Origin of the sequence: Burkholderia humptydooensis (assembly GCF_001513745.1) — a bacterium.
Taxonomy (GTDB): domain Bacteria; phylum Pseudomonadota; class Gammaproteobacteria; order Burkholderiales; family Burkholderiaceae; genus Burkholderia; species Burkholderia humptydooensis.
Genome location: NZ_CP013382.1, coordinates 1,914,634 through 1,934,877, shown reverse-complemented (window position 1 = coordinate 1,934,877; position 20,244 = coordinate 1,914,634). Strand labels below are relative to the sequence as shown.

Sequence of the window (20,244 nt, the reverse complement as noted above, 5' to 3'; positions counted from 1 at the left end):
CGTCAGCGCACGTTCTGCGCGGCGCTATTGGACTTTGGCGCTCGTGAACGTCAAGGCCGTTCCCGCGCCGGCGATCACGAGCCAATTGGTCGGGTCGGTCGTCACGACCGTGGCGGATCCCCCGGTCACGACCGGCAATTGATAAGCGTTCTTCGGCAGCAGCCACGTCATGTCCTGCAGGCTCGTCGGCTGTGACGCGCTGAACGACCAACCGCTGCCCGTATCGGTCGCCGTCCATGTGACGAGCAGGCGCCGCCTGTCGAACTGTGTCAACTGGTCCATTGTGTACCACTTGTACTGCCCGGTCGCGATCAGCGTGTTCGCATAGCTGAAGATGGTCGTGAGTATGTTCGGGTACCACGACGCGCCGAGCGGGTGCATGTAGATGAGCCGGGTCGTGCGATTGGCGACGACGAAGTTCATCAGTGACTCGTACCAGTTCGTGACGTCCGTCGTCGATACGCCGAACTCCTGGAACTCCTCGAACGTCGCGTACTTGCCGAACGGCATGACCGGGAACGCCCAGATGCCGGGATTCAGCAGCGCACCGTTGCGGTACGCGCGGGTCTGTGCCATGCCGGTGTGGCCGGTGAAGTAGTAGCCCGAATAGCCGTTGCTCTCGAGCCAGGTCGCGGCCCACGTCGGGGTGTTACCTTCCGGCGCTGCCCATTCGACGTCGGGCTTGCCGGTGACCGACTGCACCGCCTGATGATTCAGCGTGAGGTACTGCTGGAACGTGCTCTGATCGGTCTCGCTCGCATTGGCGCCCCAGTAGTCGTGATCCCACCCGCCATGACTGCCGATGTTGTGTCCGAGGCCGAGCAGATACTGCATCAACTGCTCTGCCTGCGTGTTGTTGGTCAGATTGATGCCGAGGCCGTCGCCTATTGCGGCATCGTCGGGGCCAGCCGTCACGACGATCGAAAACGGACCGTTGTTCCAGATGCCGAGCGACTTCAGGTATAGCGCCGGCTGGATCATTTCTTCCGCGCAGAAGTGCCAGTTGAGCACCATCCCCGCTTGCGCCTTCGGTTCGAGCGACAGATGCGGCATCGATAACACGCTCGTCGTGAAGTAGTGCAGGAAGCCGTGGAGCGGCATGCCGTCGGTCTGCCCTTCGAGGTAGCTGAGCGGCATGTTCACGAACAGCACGCCGCCGCTGCCGTACGGGTTGTAGCCGGCGACGAGGCCGAAGTTCGGCGAAGTCAGCAAGGCCGTGCCGCTGTACGTGCCCTGCGTGACGAAGCTCGGATACGTGAGGAAGCCGTACACATAGCCCGAGATGCCTTCGAGCACGTCCGTCGTCGCGGCGGTCGTTGTCGTGGCGAGCGCGGACGTTCCGGTGGAAGTCGTCGGTGTCGATGCGGTCTTGCTCTTGGTCGACGTCGCGGTATAGGTGCCGGACTTGACCTTCGCTCCTTTGGACACGCGACCGAGATTCAGGCTGATGTTGGTTGCGAGGCCGTTCTCGGTCTTGTAGTTGAAGTACGCGTTGTGGTTGTAGCCGGCAAGCCCGCCCGGATTGGTCGGGCTCGGCCGCAGATAGAGCACTTGAGCGGACGACGCGGCAACGGATACGGACGCCGACGTTGTGACGGTAGCCGTGGTCGAACCCGTGCTGGTAGGCCAAGTCATCGACTTTCCGGGCGGAACCTGGAGCGTACGCAACGTGCTGCCCATGCCTGTCACAGGCCCCAGTCCGATCATGTTGCCGCCCAGCGAATTGTAGAGAACGTAACTGACGCCCGCCATCGAGCTGAACCTCGACTGCGGGACGGAATAAAAGCCGGTCGATGTGAGGACGCCGAAATCGTAGACCAGCATCACGTGGCCACCGTTGAGCACGTAGTTCTGGATGGCCGTCACGAGCGCGTCGTCGGCTACCGTATGAACCTGATCGGGCAGGATCAGGCCTCTATACTCCTGGAGCGACGTGCCTGCCTGTTCGAACTGGCTGTCGTACATGACAGAAAGCTGCAAGCCTTCTTCCGACGCCGCGTCGAACCAGGCGGACACGCGCGGATCGGTGAGCGTGAAGTTGTCCGGCAGCAGCAGCAGCAACTGATTCGACGCCGCGTTTGCTCGTCCGGGGACGATGGCGAGACATAGAGAACACAGGATCAGGCACGTCCTGAGGAATCGAATCGACTTGACCAGCATGGTGCTCTCCTGTCAGGGTGGACGACACGTGATATCCAACGTTCCTGGTACGCGCTTCGTCCGGATGCGTTCGGCGGTGACGTGTAGAGACTGCGTCGGCCGAGCGAATCGAAGATAGGGAGCAATAGGCGCGTTGCGGACCCGTGGCGTTTTTCGAGTGGAAGACAAACCGGCGCGTCACGGCTTCCGTCAGGAAGTGCTGGATCGCCAGTCGTCCTCGAACGCGCGTCGAATTCGCCATTGGGAGCGTGTCGAAAGAAGCTAGCAACGTGCCAACCCGGCCGTTTGCCGGCTGCATGGGGAGGCCCGGCGCATGGGGATACCGTTGCCTTTCGGAGTCGGTAAAAAATGTCGCAATGCTGATACGTGATGCGCGGAGAGGAGGCGGACGTCCAATGCTGCGAAGACCTGGCGAGTTCGGGCGCGACGAGGCGGTGGCATCGCTTCGCGAAATGAGCCGACGTCGGCGTGCCGCCGGTACGGCGAATGGCGAAGCCGCTGACATCGTATGATGAATGCCCTCTAGGCAGGGTATCGGACGGCTACGTGCGAGTGACGCGTAACGTGACGAACGGGTCAGAAATGGAGCTGGTATGCAACATCGGCCTTCGTCATTTCACCGTGAACATGTAGCCGCGCTGGCTTCGATGATCGTCGGAGGCTACGGCCGCCCAGGGCACCGTGTACTTGTCGAGCGCCCGCGGGCAGCGCGACGCTGATGGTCTTGGCGTGGTTCGGCAAGCTCATACTTCATTTCTTTGACGGATAGGTCCAACCGAACGGGTGTTGACGCACATCAGCGATGCGATCAAATGTCGCGTTGCGCCGCCAGTTTTGCCAGGTATCGTCGGCATTTCTGGTTTCCGTTGAAATGCCGTCGCTCCCGCGATGCCCGCCATCATGACCGCTCGTCGCCGTAATCGAATGATCGCCTGGCTTGGCCTTCTTGCCATGTGGTTCATCGTTTTTTCCCCGATCGTGAGTCATGGCATAGCGTCTATTGATCGAGAGCTGCCGTCTGCGCAGACCTGCTCGGTTGATGGGGGGCATGACGCCGAAGATCACGTGGCCATGATTCACCTCGGCGCTTGCGGATATTGCGATCTGCTTACGCATCATGTGCCGGCACCGCCGCTCGCCTTGCCGCAGATGGTAGGGACCGGGAAGTACCGCATTGCCCAATCGTCGGTACCGTCTACATTCGTAGACGGTGACGCATTCTCCGCAGGACACCCGCGGGATTCGCCGTTCCTCGCCTAAGTCAATCGTTTTCAGCCACTTCAAGAAGCCCTGCCAAATCGAGCGGGACTCTTGGGCGCGAGATTGCCACTGAAACAGTTCGCGCCACGCGTCCGCGCTACGACGGATCGATTGCGCGCGCCAAAACGACACAAAGAGGAAAGACATGCGAATCGAATCGAATCGAAATATCGACGTTGCACTTGCTGCACTCGCCTGCTTGACGGGGCTGACCATACCTGTTGCCGCCCATGCATGCGCGACCTGCGGCTGCTCGCTAAGTACCGATGCCGCAATGGGCTATTCGGCGATGCCAGGCTGGCGTATCAGCCTCGATTACACGTACATCCCGCAGAACCAATTGCGTAGCGGAACGAGTGCGGTATCGCCCAACGTGCCGGCGGCAATCAACGCGGCGGGCGGGAGTCAGGAAGTCGAACACCAGACGATCAACCGCTACTGGAACCTCGGCATCAACTATAGCCCGAATGCGAAGTGGAGCTTCAGCGCGATCATTCCATTCGTCGACCGCAGCCATTCGACTTACGGCAACGCGACGCCAGATCAACTCACCCCCGGCAATCTGAGCGGCGCAACAAGCAGTGGGCTCGGCGACGTTAAGTTGATCGCCAGCTATCAGGGCTTCCTGCCGACTCACAATCTCGGCGTTCAACTCGGGGTCAAGCTACCTACCGGGAAGTACGGCGGCCAAAATACACTAACGGGAGCCGCCGTGGGCCGCAGTCCGGTGTTCTTCTCGTCGGGCCCGAACAGCGCAGGCGGCCAGACGCTCGATACCAGCTTGCAGCCGGGTACCGGCAGCACTGACCTCATCGTTGGCGCGTACTACTACCAGCCGGTGAGCCAGAACTTCGACGCGTTCATCAACGGTCAATTCCAGTCGGCTGTGATCGAGAATCTTCACGGTCTTGGCCAGGACTACCGTCCCGGCAATCAGGCGACGGTCAGCGTCGGTCTGCGCTATGAGGCGAATCCGAAGATCGTCCCGCAACTTCAGATCAACGTGACCCGCAAGAGTGCGGACCAGGGCGCGCTCGCTGACATTGACAATACGGCCGGCACGGTTGTCTATCTGTCGCCTGGCGTGACGGTGAATGTGGTGAAGAATCTGAATGTTTACGCATTCGTCCAGAAGTCGCTGTATAGCCGGCTCAGTGGCTATCAGTTGTTTCCGCGCTGGTCTGGCACCGTCGGGGCGAGCTATGCATTCTGATGTTGAGGAATCGCCGTTCGCCAAGCGTGGCTGGTCGAGGCGGGATTGGCTGCGCGGGGCCGGTGGGGTCGCGCTGGGCGCCAGCCTCGGCGGGTGGCTGCCGATGGCGCAGGCCAACAGCCTGGCGGTGGGCCGTCCGGCGCCAGGCCTCGTCTTGCACACGCTCGACGGGCAAAATATCGCCAGCGACGATTTGCGTGGAAACGTGGTCATTCTGACGTTCTGGGCGACATGGTGCGAGCCGTGTCGAATCGAACTGCCGCTGTTGTCCGAATACGCGGCGCATCATGCGGCGAACGGCTTGCGAGTGCTCGGTTTCAGCCTGGACGGGCCAGACAGTCTCGCGGCTGTCCAACAAGTCGCGGCCAAATTGAGCTTTCCAGTTGGCCTCCTGGGCAGTGCATACGCCGGCGGCTATGGTCGAATGTGGCGCATCCCGGTGAGCTTCACCATCGACCGGAACGGGCTCCTTGCCGACAATGGCTGGGATGATCCTAAGCCCTCGTGGACAGCCGATCGCCTCGAGCGCGTCGTAACGCCGCTCTTACATGGATAAGTCGCATGTTGAGCATCTTCGGCGTTGTGGTGTCCTGCTCCGGTGGACAGGCGTCAATGTTGAGTGCGCTCTTGCTCGTGATTGCGATATTGTCCGCCATCCCTCAAACACAAGCGGTCATTCGATGAGAGCGAGATGAAACGAAGCGTGAATCATTCGGCGATCTACTCTATCAAGCCCTATCAACGGCATGACCGCTTGCCGGTCAATGCCCGCTTGGAGACGATATTTCGAACGCGGTCGACGTGATTGGGACGTCCGGGCGTTAATGCCAAGCCCATTTCGTTGAGCGCTTCTATAACGCGAGGTGCTCGATATCCCTGTTTGACAAGCTCGATCATCGTGCGAATTGCTTTAGCCGCGCTGGTGTTCAGTTTGTATTGCTTTTCTGGTGTCTGCTCAATCCAGCCTGAGGCAAAGAAGTGGCCGGCCAACAATTATATGAGTGGAGCGCCAGCGTGCCAGCGAGCGAATTGCCGTTCGGATCGAGCCCCGGCGACCACACGCACACCGCCATCTCGCCCGGCAGCACCGCGACGATCCCGCCGCCCACGCCGCTCTTCGCCGGCAGCCCGACGCGGTAGACGAAGTCGCCCGCGGCGTCGTAGGTGCCGCAGGTCAGCATCAGCGCCGACAGCCGCTTCGCCGAGCTCGGATCGAGAATCCGCGCGCCCGTCGCGGGCGCGACGCCGCCGTTCGCGAGAAAGAGCGCGGCCTGCGCCGATCCAGGGGGCGAGTTCCGCGTGAATGCGTTCGAGGATCGCTGGGTATTTCATCGAATCGGTGCGCGGCGCGCCGCGCCGCGCGGGTGTGAAGCGAGCCCGTATGGAACCTTCCCGGCGGCGATTCGTCAAGCATCTGCGGCGCAGCGAGCGTAACGGCTGCGGGCGGTTGCGGGCGGCCGACGCGCGATTTTCAGGGGGGCGGATACGAGAGGTTCGTCTGCCGGCGCGCGTCGCAGTATCATTCCAAATGTTTCGGGATCTTACAAAGTTGGCGCGTCAGTTTCGCTCGTTCGCGCTAAGCCCTTGTTTCAAATAATATTTGGCTTCCATATCGACTGATTTGCCCATGCCTTTCCGGATTCTCCTCGTCGAGGACGACAATCGTCTGTCCACGCTGATCGCGGGCTACCTGCGCAAGCACGAGTACGTCGTCGACACCGTGCTGAACGGCGACGACGCCGTCGACGCGATTCTGACGGGACGCCCCGATCTCGTGATCCTCGACGTGAACCTGCCCGGCAAGGACGGCTTCGAGATCTGCCGCGAGGCGCGCGAGCACTACGATGGCGTCATCATCATGGTGACGGCTCGCGACGAGCCGTTCGACGAATTGCTCGGCCTCGAATTCGGCGCGGACGACTACGTGCACAAGCCGGTCGAGCCGCGCATCCTGCTCGCGCGGATCAAGGCGCAACTGCGCCGCGCGCCGGCGCGGCAGGCGGACGGCGCGCTCGGGCAGCCGGAGAGCTACACGTTCGGCCAGTTCACGATCGACCGGACGAACCGGACCGTCAGCCTGCCCGACGGCACGACGCCCGAGCTGACGTCGGCCGAGTTCGACCTGCTGTGGGTGCTCGTCTGCCATGCGGGCGAAGTCGTGAGCCGCGACGATCTGATGCTGCAACTGCGCGGCGTCGAATTCGACGGTCTCGACCGGACCATCGACGGGCGGATCTCGAAGCTGCGCCGCAAGCTGCGCGACGACGCGAGCTGCCCGCAGCGGATCAAGACCATTCGCAGCAAGGGGTATCAATTCAGCAAGAACGCGTGGGAGTGAGCGGCGCGTCGAGGTGCACGGCCGGCGTCGCGCGCGGCTCGGCTTCCGTCTCGCACTCCGTTTGGCGCGCGTGCCGCGCCACGCCGAACGAGATGCAGCGCGGCATGGCGCTCCGACTGCGCCCGGACATTTGCCGCGGTTTTACTCGGCGAAACGCCGCGGCGTTGGCGCGATAGACGACCCATGCGGCAGACGAGCCGGCCGCGCGTCGGCCGAACGCCGGTTCCGACCGGCCGATACAGGCCGATACAGGTCGACACAGGCCCGGCCGGTTTCCGCCCGATGACCGACGGCGCCGATTCCCCGACATTCTCGACACGATCATGAACAGCACGCAAGCGCACCGATTGTCCCCGTTCCGCTATTGCAAATGGCGCTGGCTGCATTTCCGCCGCTCGTGGACCGACACGCGCGCCGACCGCATTCCGAGCTGGTCGCGCCTTTATCTGCGGACTTATCTGCATCTCGTCGGCCTCGTGCTGGTGACGGTCGGCGGGACGATCGCCGCGCTCTGCTCGGCGCTCGGGCCGCATGTGGTGTGGCGCGCGCTCGATGCGCTGCCGGGCGGCGCGCTGCCGCTCGCCGCGTTCGTGCTCGCGGTGCCGGCGCTCGCCGGCTATCGGTGGATGCGGCCCGTCTGGTCGGATCTCGTGATGGTGCGCGAGCGCGCGATCGACTTCACGGGCGGCCGCTTCAACACGCGCGCGCGCGAATCGCGCAGCGTGATCATCGGGCCGCTCGCGCGCACGCTGAACGCGCTCGCGATGCGGATGGAACGCCTGATCGCCGCGCAGCGCGACCTGACGAACGGCATCTCGCACGAGCTGCGCACGCCGCTCGCGCGCGTGCGCTTCGCGCTCGAGAGCCTGCGCGAGCCGGGGTCGGCCGACGAGTATCAGAACGCGATCGACAGCATCGAGCAGGACGTGTCCGAGCTCGACGAGCTGATCGACATGAGCCTCACGTACGCGCGGCTCGAGTACAGCTCGCTGCAGTCGAATCTCGAGCTGACGGCGCTCGTCGCGTGGTTCGACAAGCAGGTTGCCGACGCCGCGCTGCTGTATCCGAGCAAGACGCTCGACGCGCGCGTCGCGGTGCCCGCCGATCTGCGCGTGAAGATGGACAAGCGGCTGATGTCGTATGCGATGCGCAATCTGCTGCGCAACGCGAGCAAGCATGCGCGCGGGCGGATCGCGGTCGGCCTGCGGATGCGCCACGGCAACATCGAGATCGATGTCGAGGACGACGGGCCCGGCGTGCCGCCGGACGAGCGCGAGCGGATCTTCGAGGCGTTCGTGCGGCTCGATCGCCATACGGCCGGCTACGGGCTGGGGCTCGCGATCACGCGGCTGGTGCTGCAGGCGCACAACGGGCGCGTTGCCGTCGTCGATCCGCTGCTGCTGCCGGGCGCGCGTTTCGAGATGAGCTGGCCGGTCTGACGCGCGGCGGGGGCGCGCGTTCGCGGCGCGCGGCGCACCACGGACGGATTCGCGCCGGAGCGTCCCCCCCGCCGCGCCCGGCTCAATACGTGCGGCCGAGCTGGAAGTAGAGGTTGCGCCGCCCGCCCGGCGCGAATGCCACGCCGACGTACACCGGCCCGAACGCCGTCGTCAGGCTCGTGAAGAGCGTATAGCTCTGCTTGAGCGAGCCGCCGCCGATCCGCTCGCCGCCCGCCCACACGTTGCCGACTTCCGCGCTCGCGCCTACATAGAGCGCCTTGATCGGCGACGCATTGAACGTCGCAAGCTGGTTCATGTAGGTGACTTGCCCGTAGAACAGCGCGTCGCCGTTCAATTGGTCGGCCGCATAGGCGGACAGATGCTGGAAGCCGCCCAGCGTGAAGTTGAACCGGTTGATCAGATTGGTGCCGCCGAAGCTCTTGCCGCCCTCGATGGTCGCGCTGAGGCTATGCCGGCCGAACTGCTGCGCAATCATCGCCTTGCCGTACACCTCGGTGTACGGCGCGTTGCTCGTATCCTCGCCGGAGTCGGGGTCCGAGAAGGCGCTGCTCGACGACAGCGAGCGCTCGACGCGCAGTTCCGTGAAATAACCTCTGCGCGGGAACAGCGGGTCGTCGAGCTGGTCGATGACGAGCCGCGCCCGCGCGCTCAGCGCCCGCGCGGCGTAGTCGGAGAACAGGAGTATTTGCTGCGGGACCGTGTCGCCGATGTCGAACGGTATGTTGTAGGTCGGCGCGCCGGTGCCGTGCGCGTACGCGAGGCCGATCCGGAAATCGCCGAGGCGGCCGATCGGCAAGCCGAAGTCGATGCCGATCCGCTCGGTCTGCAGCCGGTATTGCGTCATCTTGATGTCGCCGCTCGAGTCGTAGACGTTCGCATAGCGGCGCAAGTATTCCGCGTATGGCGCGACGTAATAGCCGATCGTGTTCGACAGCGGCTGGCGCAGCTCGACGTGCGCCGATTGCATGTCGCTGCCGAGCGTCGTGTCCGCGCGGAATTCGAGGCCGGACTGCGTGAGCCACGGCCGCCGGTAGCCGACGTGCAGCCTGAAGCCGCCTTCGTCGCTCGAACTGCTCGACATCCCGAGCCCGAACAGCAGGAAGTTCGGCCCCCAGTACTTCTCCTGCGCGTCGATCACGAGCCGGTGCTCGTCGCCTTCGTTGACGATCTGCTGCGTGACGTTCTCGAAATTGCCGCTCGTCGTCAGCGACAACAGGTCGGCGCTGACCGCCTGCGGATCGTAGACGTCGCCCGGCTTCACGCGCAGCGCGTTGCGCACGACCCGCTTCGGCACCGCCGCGCCGTTGGTGCGGATCTCGATCGACGTGATGCGGATCGGCTGCTGCTGCGGCCGCTTGTGCGCGGCCCGATACGCGTCGTATTGCTCGGGCGACAGCGCGTAGCGCGCAAGCCGCGGCAGCGCGGCGACGGCGGCGGCTTCGCCCGCGGCGATCGCCTGGTTCGCGGTCTGGAAATCGGTGAAGGTCTGCTTGCCGAGGTCCGGTTGCAGCAGGATGTCGTTCGCCGTCAACTGCTTGCGCTGCTCGGCGACGTTCTGCCGGATCAGGATGCCGATCATCTGCTGCATCACGTCGGCGGGCGACGCGAGCGCGTTCAGCGGGCGCAGCGGCGAGCCGATGTCGACCGCGATCACGACGTCCGCGCCCATCCTGCGCGCGGCGTCGACGGGCAGGTTGCCGACGAGCCCGCCGTCGACGAGCGCGCGGCCGTCGATCTCGGCGGGCGAGAAGAGGCCCGGCAGCGCCATGCTCGCGCGGATCGCGAGCGGCAGCGAGCCGTGGTCGAGCACGACCTTCTGACCGGTCTGCAGATCGGTTGCGACCGCGCGGAACGGGATCGGCAGCCGGTCGAACGGCTGGTTCGTCGGCACGGCGGCCGTCCAGCTCGCGAGGAGCGCCTGCAGCCGGTTGCCCTGCACGAGCCCGACGGGCGCCTTGAAGCCCTTCGAATCGAAGCCGATCGTCAGGCCGTCGATATAGAGGCGTTCGTCCTCGCGCTTCTTCTGCGGCAGGTCCGCGCGCTCGGTCACGTCGAACGCGATGTCGGCGAGATTCACCTGCGACAGCCGCCGCTGCATCTCCTGCGCGGTCATCCCGGTCGCGTACAGCCCGCCGACGACGGCGCCCATGCTCGTCGCCGCGATGCAGTCGACCGGAATCCGGTTCGCCTCGAGCACCTTCAGCACGCCGAGATGCGCGTAGCCGCGCGCGCCGCCGCCCGACAGCACGAGGCCGATCGCCGGCCGGCCTGGCCTGCCGCCGTCCGCCGTGCAAACGGACGCCTCCGCGGCGGCCGGCGCGGCTTGTGCGGACGCCGAAGCGTCGGTTGCATCCGAGATGGCGGAGGCGGGCGTCGCCGGCGCCGGCGACGCGGCCGCGACGGCCGCGACGGCCGCGACGGGCGCGACGGCCGCGGCGGGCGCGGCGGGCGCGGCGGGCGCGACGGGCGCGACGGCCGCGACGGGCGCGGCCGCCGAGGCACCCGTCGCGGCGCAGACGAACAGGAGGGCGGCCACGAGGCCGGGAACACGAAGGCCCGGACGGGCGGAAGAGGCGAGCGCCGTCATTATCGTTGCTTGGGTGTGGTCGGACTGAACGGTCGGGAGCGCCGATGCGGAATCGGCAAAAGCGAGAGAGTACCGCTTTTGTCGGGGCGCGACCACGCGTCGCCGCGGTTCGCGCGGGCCGCGCGCGCGTACGGCGGCCTGCCGCGCTATAGAAAATTCATGAAATCTCCTAAAGTATTCAGGCATCCTGCCGCTAAGCGACTGAGTGGATTGCGCTCGTCGCCGGCGATCGGCCCCGGGGGCGGCCGCAGGCGCATCCACAGAATCCTTCCACCTGATTCAATAGAGGCTTCACGATGGCGGCACCCTTTCTCGGAAGGTTCTTTGCGCACAATGTCGCGGTCGATCCCGGCACCGCGAGCACGCTGATCTACGTCCGCGATCGCGGCGTCGTGCTGAATCAGCCGTCGGTCGTCTGCTTCCGCAAACGGGGCGGCCCGGCCGACAGGGCGCGCGTCGAGGCGGTCGGCGAGCAGGCGAAGGCGCTCCTCGGCCGCTCGCCCGAGCATCTGGAAGCCGTCAGGCCGCTCAGGCACGGCGTCGTCGCGAACTATCACGCGGCCGAGCAGATGATGCGGCAGTTCGTCGGCATGTCACATGCGCGCTCGCTGTTCGGCAGGCGCGTCGAGTTCACGATCTGCGTGCCGTCGAACGCGACGGCGGTCGAGCAGCGCGCGATCCGCGAAGCGGCGCTCGCGGCGGGCGCGTCGCGGGTCAGCCTGATCAGCGAGCCGCTCGCGGCCGCGCTCGGCGCGGGGCTGCCGGTATCGGAGGCGGTCGGATCGATGGTCGTCGACATCGGCGGCGGCACGACCGAGGTCGCGGTGATCGCGCTCGGCGGCATCGTCTATCGCGAGGCGATTCGCGTCGGCGGCGACCAGTTCGACGCGGCGATCGTCAATCACGTCCGGAGCCTGTACGGCGTGCTGCTCGGCGAGCACACGGCCGAACACGTGAAGAAGGCGATCGGCACCGCGAGCCGCCGGGTGCCGCGCGAATCGATCCACGCGGTCGGGCGCAGCGTCGCGGACGGCCTGCCGCGAACCATCGAGCTCAGCAATCACGACATCGCGGATGCGCTCGCCGCGCCGCTGAACCAGGTGGTGAGCGCGGTGAAGAGCGCGCTCGAGAACGCGCCGCCCGAGCTGATCACCGACATCGCGGATCGCGGGATCGTGCTGACGGGCGGCGGCGCGCTGCTCGCGAATCTCGGCAAGCGGCTGCGCGACGAGACTGGGCTCGCCGCGCGGGTCGCCGACGATCCGCTCACCTGCGCGGTGCGCGGCGCCGGCGAGGCGATGGGGCGGGGCGGGTTCGACGCCGGCGACGAAGACGCGGGCGATTTCGGCCTGAATCGCTGAATCGCTGAATCGCTGAATCGCTGATTCGCTGATTCGCTGATTCGCTGATTCGCGCGCGTGCTCGCGAAAGCCCTTCAACTGCGCGGTCAGATATTCGTTCGTTTGCGCGTTGAGCCGCGGAAACATCGGCGATTCGCTGCGGCCGTGCGGGCCGTGGCAAGCGGCGCAGAGCTGCGCGGCGAGCCGTGCGCCGTCCTCGCGTGCGCGGAGCCGGCGGGCCAGCCGGCGAGCGCGGCGACAGACATCTACGGCTATGCAAGCATTGCGGTGAAACCGCGGCGGATACGATTGAACATACCGCCTCCCCTTTGTTGTCGATCGTTCGGGCCTGTGCCGATCGGTTCTTTGCTCAGTGACCGCTCTTTTTGTCTTGCATTGAAGCCGGTGTTGTTTACCGATATTCGTTGTGGTGGTTCTTGTTCCTTTCGGAATTATTTCGAATTTATGGAATGCGTCGCGATGCCAGCTAATCGTTTCTCGCATCGATCGATATCGACGATTCGAGTTTAGGATTGCCGCCGTTTCGAAAATTGATGTGAATCAGATGGACCAAGTGGAATCGCGCGCCTCGCCGCCGATACGCTTTGCCGACGCGGCGCGCCGCGCGCGCCGAAGAGAGCGCGAGACTCCCTTCGGCAAGCGTGCGGCTACTTGCCCTGCAGCAGATCCATGAACGGCGGGAAGGTCAGCAGGATGCCGAACGTCAGCAGCACGAACGCGACGGCCGTCACGCGGCCGAGCGCGACCGATTTCGCGCTCCACAGGCGCGACAGCGCCACCCACGACAGCAGCCAGACGACGATCGCGCTCGTCGTCACGCCCGAGAGCGGCCCGGTTGGCTTGTAGAACGTGAAGAAATGCGCAACCGGGCGGAATGCATCGCCGGCGAGCGCAAAGAGCCCGACGGCGAAGCAGCCGACTCCCGCTGCGAGAATCGCGGCGGCGGCCGGGCCGTTCGGCAGCGCGCCGGAGGAAGCGGGCGCGCTCGCGCGCGACGTGGCCGTCGACTCGCTTGATACGGATGACTGATTTTGGTCGACGCCGGTCGTGTTCGGCGTCGCAGTGCGCGGATGCGAGGTAGGCATGTTCATTCTCCCGTCATGAGATGGATGGCGGTGCCACCGCGAACCGGCGCGTACTTGTTCAGGAACGCGCCGAATACACCCGCGACGCCGGTCGCGACGAACGCGACGACGGTGAACGTCAGCACGGCATTGCGAATCTGCCGTTGCCGGCTGAGCGCGGGGCCATACTTGCCGAATACGTACGCGACCATCGTCATCGCGATCGGCGCGAGCCACGCGACATGTTCCTTCCACTCCATCCCGAGGCTGTGCCAGCCCGACGTGTTGCGGCTCGACATCAACAGGCGTTGCGGGTAGTTCGCGAGATCGGTCAGGCCGGTGGGCGGCACGGCGCGATACCACGGATAGACGACGTATGCGCCGGAGAACACGGTTGCCCACGCGAGGATCACCATCGCGGACAGATAGATCATCAACAGCCGATGTTCGCGCGGCGCGGGCACCTCGGGCGCGCCCGGCGCGGACATCCGGTAGACCTCGGCGATCGCGCCGGAAAACGCGAGCATGAACAGCGCACCGAAGCCCATGCCGTGCAGCACGGTCAGCAGATCCCTCATTGAAATTTCCATCATGGCCTCCGTTCATTTGGCAGGTTCCGCTTTCATCGTGTCGGACGGCAGGCTTTCCGAGTTGAGGCAGATCAATCGGAATGGTGTGATGAGTCATTATTCGAGATGCGAAATGAAATGGAAAAAAATTAAGAAGTGAACGAGTTGGCTGTTTGTCAGCCATGAACATGGTTTGAATGCAATTTTTGCATGGCCCGATTCTTTGATATAGCCTTTCGACAAGTCGTCATCCGCATTAACTAGACTAATTCGAGATGTCGCCGCCATAAGGGGAGTCGCCATGCCGTTCGCCTGATCGAGCAGCGTTCGCGTCTTCACGGGTTTTCCGTTTTTCGTTTTTTGAAGTGTCCGGCCGCCGACATGTGGCCGGATGCGGTGCCAAGCAGTTTCCTTCGACATCTGTTTTTCGATAACAAGGAAGGGGCAACTTGAACTGCCCGCGTTCCAGAAATACCGGCGATCATCCGAAACCCGCGCAGTCGATGGGCGTGTTCGTCGCGCTCGTCGGCGCGACGCTGGTCGGGCCGGATTCGCCCGTCGTCGCCGCATACGGCGGCGGGCAGGTCAATTTCAACAACAGCGGCACGATCACCGGGCGGATTGCGTTCCAGTCGAACGGCACGGCCGGGCAGGGCAACACGTTCGTCAACTCGGGAACGATCGACGGCAGCGTGTCGATGGGCACGAACAGCACGAACACGTTCACCGCGATGACGGGCTCGACGGTCAGCGCGGCGGGCGGCCCGGCGACGGGCGCGATTGCCGTCAACAACTACATCAACTTCAATCATCTCGACGTGACGAGCGGCGCGTGGACGATCAGCGGCGCGTCGACCGCGCAGGACGCGACGCTGTCGGGCGGCGTCGCGATCATCGGCAACAATGCGTCGCTCGGCACGGGCACGATCACCGGCAACGGCGGCGCGGGCGAACGCGCTAACATGACGGTTCGTCGGCGCGGTTCGTCGACGAACGTCGATCGAAGCCGGCGCGACTGTTGTTGCGTTGCGAGGCCGTCGTCGCCGCGGCCGCCATGACGATTGCGAATCGCTCCGCCGCTGCAACGATGCACGAAAAGGCGTCACGCGCCGTTCGCCCACGCTCCCGCCCGGCCCATGCCGCGCGCGGAGCCGCATCGATCGTCAACCGTCTTTCACGCATCCGATCCCGAGCCTGTCCGAGAGCCGCCGCCATGCCGAACTCGATCGTTTCTTCGCCCCTCGGCAGCACGCTGCGCCGCTGGCGTCTGATGCGCCGCATCAAGCAGTCGCACGCGGCCGAACTCTTCGGCGTCGCGCAATCGACGATCTCGCGCTGGGAATCCGGCGTCCAGCAGATGGCGCCCGCCGAGCGCGTGCGCGTCGAAGCGCGGCTCGCCGCGCGCCTCGATTCGGCGGGCGATCGCGCGCTCGCGCGGCTCGTCGCCGACAGCCGCCGCCCCGTGCATCTGATCTGCGACCTCACGCACCGCCTGCTCGCCTGCTCGTCCGCGCGCGAGGCCGAGTTCGGCGTGCCGCTGTCGGACCTGATGAACCGCTCGATGTGGCGCTACGCGACGGCCGAGATCGCCGAGCAGGAGGCGCGGCTCGCCGGAGCGGGCTGGCACGACGGCGTCACGTTCGCGTCGCTGGAATTCGCGAGCGGCGTCAACGATTCGGACGTCGTGCCGATTCGCGCGAGCCGCTGCCGGTGGACGCGCATGCTGCTCTCGGACGGTACTGCCGCGCGCCTCGTCGAGACGATGTGACGCACGCGCGAAGCGTCGTCGTCGGCGCGTCCGAGCCCACGCAGATTGTGCGCGCACGGACGCACGGACGCACACGCCCCCGCCGCGCGCATAACTCATGCGTGGACGATGCGTCGGCGCACGCCGTAGACTGGCCGCATCGTCCACCGGAACGCCACGCGACGTATCGCGCGACGCGCAGCGAGCGAGCCCCGGGTTCGCCCGTCGCGCCCCGCCGCACCGAATCGCGCGCCGTCCCAATCCCGTCACACCGTCATGAACATTCAAGAGATCGAGGCGAGGCTCGACTTCGTGCGCGAAGCGGAGCGCCTGAAAAGCGTGCTGAGGAGCGCGCACACATCGACGGGCCGCGCCGAGAGCACCGCCGAGCACAGTTGGCGGCTGTGCCTGATGGCGATCGCGTTCGCCGACGCGCTGCCCGGGCTCGACATGCTGAAGGTGCTGAAGATGTGCGTGATCCACGATCTCGGCGAGGCGCTGCGCGGCGACGTGCCGGCGATCTGCGTCGGCGCGCATCGCGACAAGCGCGCGCACGAGCGCGCCGATCTGCTCGCGCTCACGCGCATGGCCGATGCGCCGCTGCGCGATGAGATCCTGTCGCTGTGGGACGAGTACGAGGGCGCGGCGTCGCCGGAGGCGCAGGCGGTGAAGGCGCTCGACAAGCTCGAGACGATCCTGCAGCACAACCAGGGCGAGAACCCGCCCGATTTCGATTACGCGTTCAACCTCACGTACGGCCGCCGCTACACGAGCGCGGCGCCGCTGTTTCGCGCGGTGCGCGAGATCGTCGACGCGCAGACGCGAAGCCGGATCGACGCACGGGGCGGCGAGCCGCCGGCGCGATAGCGGGCGCGTCCGGCGCGTTCTGTCCTATCCTGTGCGGAAAACGCGGCGCACCCGGCGCGCCGCGCCCAGCCCAGGAGTTCCGATGCCGAGGCAAGCTGACCCTTCTTCCCCGCGTGCGCCGCGGGCCGCCGCGCCCGCGCTCTCGTCCGCGCCTTCATCTGCGCCCGCCGCAACGCCGCAACCGGCGCAATCGCCGCAACCGGCGCCGCCCACGCCCGCGTTCATCGCGCCCGAGCACGACGCGCAGACGGTCGTGCGCGGCAGCCAGTTCGTGCTGAAGGCGGGCGATGCGTTCGTCGTGAGCGATACGCTCGGCGACATCGGCGGGCGCGACGACGGCCTGTTCGTCGACGACATGCGCGTGCTGTCGCAATGGCGGCTCACGTTCGGCGGCCGCGCGCCGTCGCTGCTGTCCGGCACGACGAGCGCGGACAACGCGTCGTTCACCGCGCACCTGACGAACCGCCCGCTGCCGCCGCTCGGCGGCCGCGAGACGCCCGAGGGCGTGATTCACATCGAGCGGATGCGCGTGCTCTCCGACAACGTGCTCCACGAGGCGCTCACGCTGACGAACTACGGCACGAGCGACGCCGAGGTGCCGCTGTCGGTGTCGTTCGGCGCGGACTTCAAGGACATGTTCGAAGTGCGCGGCTCGCGGCGCGAGCGGCGCGGCGCGATCGCGCCGCCGTGCGTCGAGGCGGGCGCGGTGCGGCTGCGCTACGACGGGCTCGACGCGGTCGAGCGCAGCGTGCGGATCGGCTTCGAGCCGCCGCCCGACACGCTCGCCGTCGATCGCGCCGACTACACGCTGACGATCGCCGCGCAGGCGTGCGTGTCGCTGTATCTGACGGTCGAGGCGTGCGTCGGCGCCGCGCACGCGGGCGGCGACGCGTTCGCGCAGCAGCCGTGCGTCGCCAAGGGGCGCGGCGCGCTGCGCAAGGCGCTCGCCGATGTGCACCGCGCGATGCGCGAGCGCCGCCGCACGATCGCGCGCGTGCACACGAGCAATCCGCTGTTCAACGCCTGGCTCGACCGCTCGCTCGCCGACCTGGGCCTGTTGACGACGTCGCTCGAAACCGGCCCGTATCCGTACGCGGGCATCCCGTGGTTCTCGACGCCGTTCGGCCGCGACGCGGTGATCACGTCGCTGCAGATGCTGTGGCTGCAGCCGTCGCTCGCGCGCGGCGTGCTGCGCTTTCTCGCCGAGCACCAGGCGCGCGAGACGTCGGCGTTTCGCGACGCCGAGCCGGGCAAGATCATGCACGAGTTCCGCAAGAGCGAGATGGCGGCCACGGGCGAAGTGCCGTTCGCGCTGTACTACGGCGGCGTCGATACCACGCCGCTGTTCGTCGTGCTCGCGGGCGCGTATCTCGAGCACACCGGCGACGAATCGCTGATCGACGAGCTGTGGCCCGCGCTCGAACGCGCCGCGCAATGGGTGATGAGCGTGTGCGAGCGCAACCCGCGCGGGCTGCTCGACTACCAGCGCACGTCCGCGCGCGGGCTCGCGAACCAGGGCTGGAAGGACAGCCAGGATTCGGTGTTCCATGCGGACGGCCGCTTTCCGATCGGGCCGATCGCGCTCGTCGAAGTGCAGGCATACGCGTGCGCGGCGCTCGACGCGATGGCGACGTTCTCGCGCCGGCGCGGCCACGCGGCCGGCATCGTGCGCTACGCGCAACGCGCGAAGTCGCTGCGCGAGCAGGTCGAGTCGCTGTTCTGGATGCCGGAGGCGGGCTTCTACGGAATCGCGGTGGACGGCCACGGCGAGCTGTGCCGCGTGCTCGCGTCGAACGCCGCGCATCTGCTCGCGTTCGGCCTGCCCGAGCAGAGCCGCGGCGAATCGGTCGCGCGCGTGCTCGGCTCGACGCTGTTCCGTACCGGCTGGGGCGTGCGCACGCTCGCGGCCGGGCAGCCGCGCTTCAATCCGATGGCGTATCACAACGGCTCGATCTGGCCGCACGACAACGCGCTCGCCGCGCGCGGCCTCGCGCGCTACGGCGACAAGCGCTCGGTGCTCGATCTGTTGCGCGCGCTGTTCGAGGCGGCCGTGAGCTTCGACATGCGGCTGCCCGAGCTCTTCTGCGGCTTTCCGCGCCGGCGCGGCGAGCCGCCGACCGCGTATCCGGTCGCGTGCCTGCCGCAGGCGTGGGCGGCGGGCGCGCCGTTCATGATGCTGCAGGCGTGCCTCGGCATCTCGGTCGACGCGGCGCGCGGCGAGGTGCGCGTCGAGCGGCCGGAACTGCCGGAAGGCGTCGACTGGCTGCGCGTCGACGATCTGCGCGTCGGCGACGAGAGCGTATCGCTCACGTTCCGGCGCGTCGAAGGGCAGGTGGTCGCGGCGGCCGAGCCGGGCGGCGCGCGCGTCGTCGCGGTGCTGTAAAGATTGCGCTCGCTCGCGTCGGCCGCGCGCGGCGCGCCATACAATGACGGCATCGATCGACGATTCGCAACGAACCGATATCGGAGGCCATCACCATGACGAACCAGAAGCCGGGCGACGCCCGCCCGCACGACGACGATCCGAAGCTCGAGCAACTCGAGGCGGCCGTCGACCATCTGCACGAATCGATCCAGTCGCGAAGCATCGCGGCCGGCGCGGCGAAGGGCATCCTGTTCAGCCTGATCGAGACGCTCGGCGCGCTCGTCGGCGATCCGGACCTGCCCGAGCACGCGCGCTCCGGCTACGAGGCGCTGCGCGACAAGGCGAACGAGCTGAAGGCGAATCTCGACAGCCGCTGACGCGGTACGGGCGGCGCGCTGCCCGTTCTTTGCCGCGGTGCGGAAAGTGCCGTCGTTTCAACGGCTTGGCGCACGCGTGCGCAGGATATCCACATGTTTGTCGACAGAAATTGTTGATAACCGGCGCCCGGATGCGCGCAGCCGTCCACCTTCTTTCATCGGCAGCCGCCGCCGGCGATCGCCGCCTTCCAAAAAAATTTGCGATGCATGTCGATTTCCACGGGATTCGTTCGTCGTGGCGATAGAGCGTCTCCGCGCGTGCGGCGCGCTCGGTCGATGAACCCATTCGAAGCCAAGGAGCCGCGATCATGCCTACCGCAGTCAAACCGATCCCCGAGGGGATGCATTCGCTGACCCCTCATCTGATTTGCGACGGCGCGGCCGCCGCGATCGAGTTCTACAAGAAGGCGTTCGACGCCGTCGAGATCACGCGGCTGCCGTCGCGCGATGCCGGCCGGCTGATGCATGCGGCCGTCAGGATCGGCGATTCGACGCTGATGCTCGTCGACGAAATGGCGCACTGCGGCGCGCTCGGCCCGAAGGCCCTGAAGGGCTCGCCGGTGTTCATCCATCTGTACGTGCCGGATGTCGACGCGGTGATCGCGCGCGCGGTGGAGGCGGGCGCGAAGCTGACGATGCCGCCGGCCGACATGTTCTGGGGCGACCGCTATGGCCAGCTCGAAGACCCGTTCGGCCACCGCTGGTCGGTCGCGACGCACAAGCGCGACTTGACCCCCGAGCAGATCCGCGAAGGGATGGAGAACTGCGCGCCGCCCGCGCAGTGAGCGCGCGGTGCGCGGGCGGCGGCCGGGCATCGGCATGAGGCGGCGCGGCGAGAGTCGCCGCCCGCGTCGTTCGACCTGCGGCCTGCGGCGC

The 20,244-nt window shown here is 66.4% G+C and carries 16 protein-coding genes and 3 pseudogenes; 11 read left to right on the top strand and 8 right to left on the bottom strand.

Annotated elements, in window-relative coordinates; translation table 11 throughout:
* Positions 1–24: 24 nt before the first annotated feature.
* Complete coding sequence (locus AQ610_RS27590; RefSeq protein ID WP_006027705.1) at positions 25–2,160, bottom strand: polysaccharide deacetylase family protein; 2,136 nt, start codon at positions 2,158–2,160, stop codon at positions 25–27.
* Between the two features lie 750 nt (positions 2,161–2,910).
* Positions 2,911–3,567, bottom strand: a complete 657-nt coding sequence (locus AQ610_RS38525; RefSeq protein WP_231749000.1) for a hypothetical protein — start codon at positions 3,565–3,567, stop codon at positions 2,911–2,913.
* Between AQ610_RS38525 and AQ610_RS27580 the strand changes: the two genes are divergently transcribed.
* Both AQ610_RS27580 and AQ610_RS27575 read left to right on the top strand, forming a co-directional pair.
* Positions 3,566–4,633, top strand: coding sequence for a transporter (locus AQ610_RS27580; RefSeq protein WP_045554735.1), 1,068 nt, complete (start codon positions 3,566–3,568; stop codon positions 4,631–4,633). The genes AQ610_RS38525 and AQ610_RS27580 overlap by 2 nt on opposite strands.
* Positions 4,623–5,189, top strand: coding sequence for a TlpA disulfide reductase family protein (locus tag AQ610_RS27575; protein WP_009914560.1), 567 nt, complete (start codon positions 4,623–4,625; stop codon positions 5,187–5,189). The genes AQ610_RS27580 and AQ610_RS27575 overlap by 11 nt, the downstream gene beginning before the upstream one ends.
* Before the next feature lie 370 nt (positions 5,190–5,559).
* Here the strand turns inward: AQ610_RS27575 and AQ610_RS35105 are convergent.
* Positions 5,560–5,910 (bottom strand): annotated as a pseudogene (locus AQ610_RS35105) (glutaminase); the annotation flags it as partial.
* 350 nt (positions 5,911–6,260) lie between these two features.
* On the opposite strand from AQ610_RS35105, the gene AQ610_RS27565 reads away from it, so the two are divergent.
* Together AQ610_RS27565 and AQ610_RS27560 are read left to right on the top strand one after the other, a co-directional pair.
* Positions 6,261–6,971 (top strand): response regulator, encoded by a 711-nt coding sequence (locus AQ610_RS27565; RefSeq protein WP_006027700.1) that lies wholly within the window; start codon positions 6,261–6,263, stop codon positions 6,969–6,971.
* 323 nt (positions 6,972–7,294) lie between these two features.
* The gene (locus tag AQ610_RS27560) at positions 7,295–8,410 is read left to right on the top strand and encodes an ATP-binding protein (RefSeq protein ID WP_009914562.1); all 1,116 of its coding nucleotides are present in this window, start codon (positions 7,295–7,297) and stop codon (positions 8,408–8,410) included.
* Positions 8,411–8,492: 82 nt separating this feature from the next.
* On the opposite strand, the gene AQ610_RS27555 is transcribed toward AQ610_RS27560, so the two are convergent.
* A complete protein-coding gene (locus tag AQ610_RS27555) occupies positions 8,493–11,018 on the bottom strand; it encodes a patatin-like phospholipase family protein (RefSeq protein WP_043282813.1) in 2,526 nt (841 codons plus the stop codon).
* 296 nt (positions 11,019–11,314) lie between these two features.
* Between AQ610_RS27555 and AQ610_RS27550 the strand changes: the two genes are divergently transcribed.
* Positions 11,315–12,379: a rod shape-determining protein gene (locus AQ610_RS27550; protein ID WP_009914569.1), complete on the top strand. Its 1,065-nt coding sequence runs from the start codon at positions 11,315–11,317 to the stop codon at positions 12,377–12,379.
* A 96-nt stretch (positions 12,380–12,475) separates the two neighbouring features.
* Here AQ610_RS27550 and AQ610_RS37700 read toward each other — a convergent pair.
* The 4 genes and pseudogenes from AQ610_RS37700 to AQ610_RS36535 form a co-directional block, all read right to left on the bottom strand.
* Positions 12,476–12,862: pseudogene (locus tag AQ610_RS37700) on the bottom strand (c-type cytochrome); the annotation flags it as partial.
* Between the two features lie 164 nt (positions 12,863–13,026).
* Positions 13,027–13,470 (bottom strand): hypothetical protein, encoded by a 444-nt coding sequence (locus AQ610_RS27545; RefSeq protein ID WP_006027696.1) that lies wholly within the window; start codon positions 13,468–13,470, stop codon positions 13,027–13,029.
* Positions 13,467–14,033, bottom strand: coding sequence for a hypothetical protein (locus AQ610_RS27540; protein WP_015602599.1), 567 nt, complete (start codon positions 14,031–14,033; stop codon positions 13,467–13,469). Before AQ610_RS27540 ends, AQ610_RS27545 begins: the two co-directional genes overlap by 4 nt.
* Before the next feature lie 96 nt (positions 14,034–14,129).
* Positions 14,130–14,432, bottom strand: a complete 303-nt coding sequence (locus AQ610_RS36535) for a hypothetical protein (protein ID WP_144411875.1) — start codon at positions 14,430–14,432, stop codon at positions 14,130–14,132.
* 101 nt (positions 14,433–14,533) lie between these two features.
* On the opposite strand from AQ610_RS36535, the pseudogene AQ610_RS27535 reads away from it, so the two are divergent.
* The 6 genes and pseudogenes from AQ610_RS27535 to AQ610_RS27510 form a co-directional block, all read left to right on the top strand.
* A pseudogene (locus AQ610_RS27535) lies at positions 14,534–14,959 on the top strand (serine protease); the annotation flags it as partial.
* Between the two features lie 266 nt (positions 14,960–15,225).
* Positions 15,226–15,780: a helix-turn-helix transcriptional regulator gene (locus AQ610_RS27530; RefSeq protein WP_006027693.1), complete on the top strand. Its 555-nt coding sequence runs from the start codon at positions 15,226–15,228 to the stop codon at positions 15,778–15,780.
* Positions 15,781–16,035: 255 nt separating this feature from the next.
* A complete protein-coding gene (locus AQ610_RS27525; RefSeq protein ID WP_006027692.1) occupies positions 16,036–16,626 on the top strand; it encodes an HD domain-containing protein in 591 nt (196 codons plus the stop codon).
* Between the two features lie 82 nt (positions 16,627–16,708).
* On the top strand, positions 16,709–19,009 hold the full coding sequence (locus AQ610_RS27520) for an amylo-alpha-1,6-glucosidase (RefSeq protein WP_006027691.1): 2,301 nt from the start codon (positions 16,709–16,711) through the stop codon (positions 19,007–19,009).
* 95 nt (positions 19,010–19,104) lie between these two features.
* On the top strand, positions 19,105–19,368 hold the full coding sequence (locus tag AQ610_RS27515; protein WP_006027690.1) for a hypothetical protein: 264 nt from the start codon (positions 19,105–19,107) through the stop codon (positions 19,366–19,368).
* Positions 19,369–19,676: 308 nt separating this feature from the next.
* Positions 19,677–20,153 (top strand): VOC family protein, encoded by a 477-nt coding sequence (locus AQ610_RS27510; RefSeq protein WP_009914573.1) that lies wholly within the window; start codon positions 19,677–19,679, stop codon positions 20,151–20,153.
* Positions 20,154–20,244: the final 91 nt, after the last annotated feature.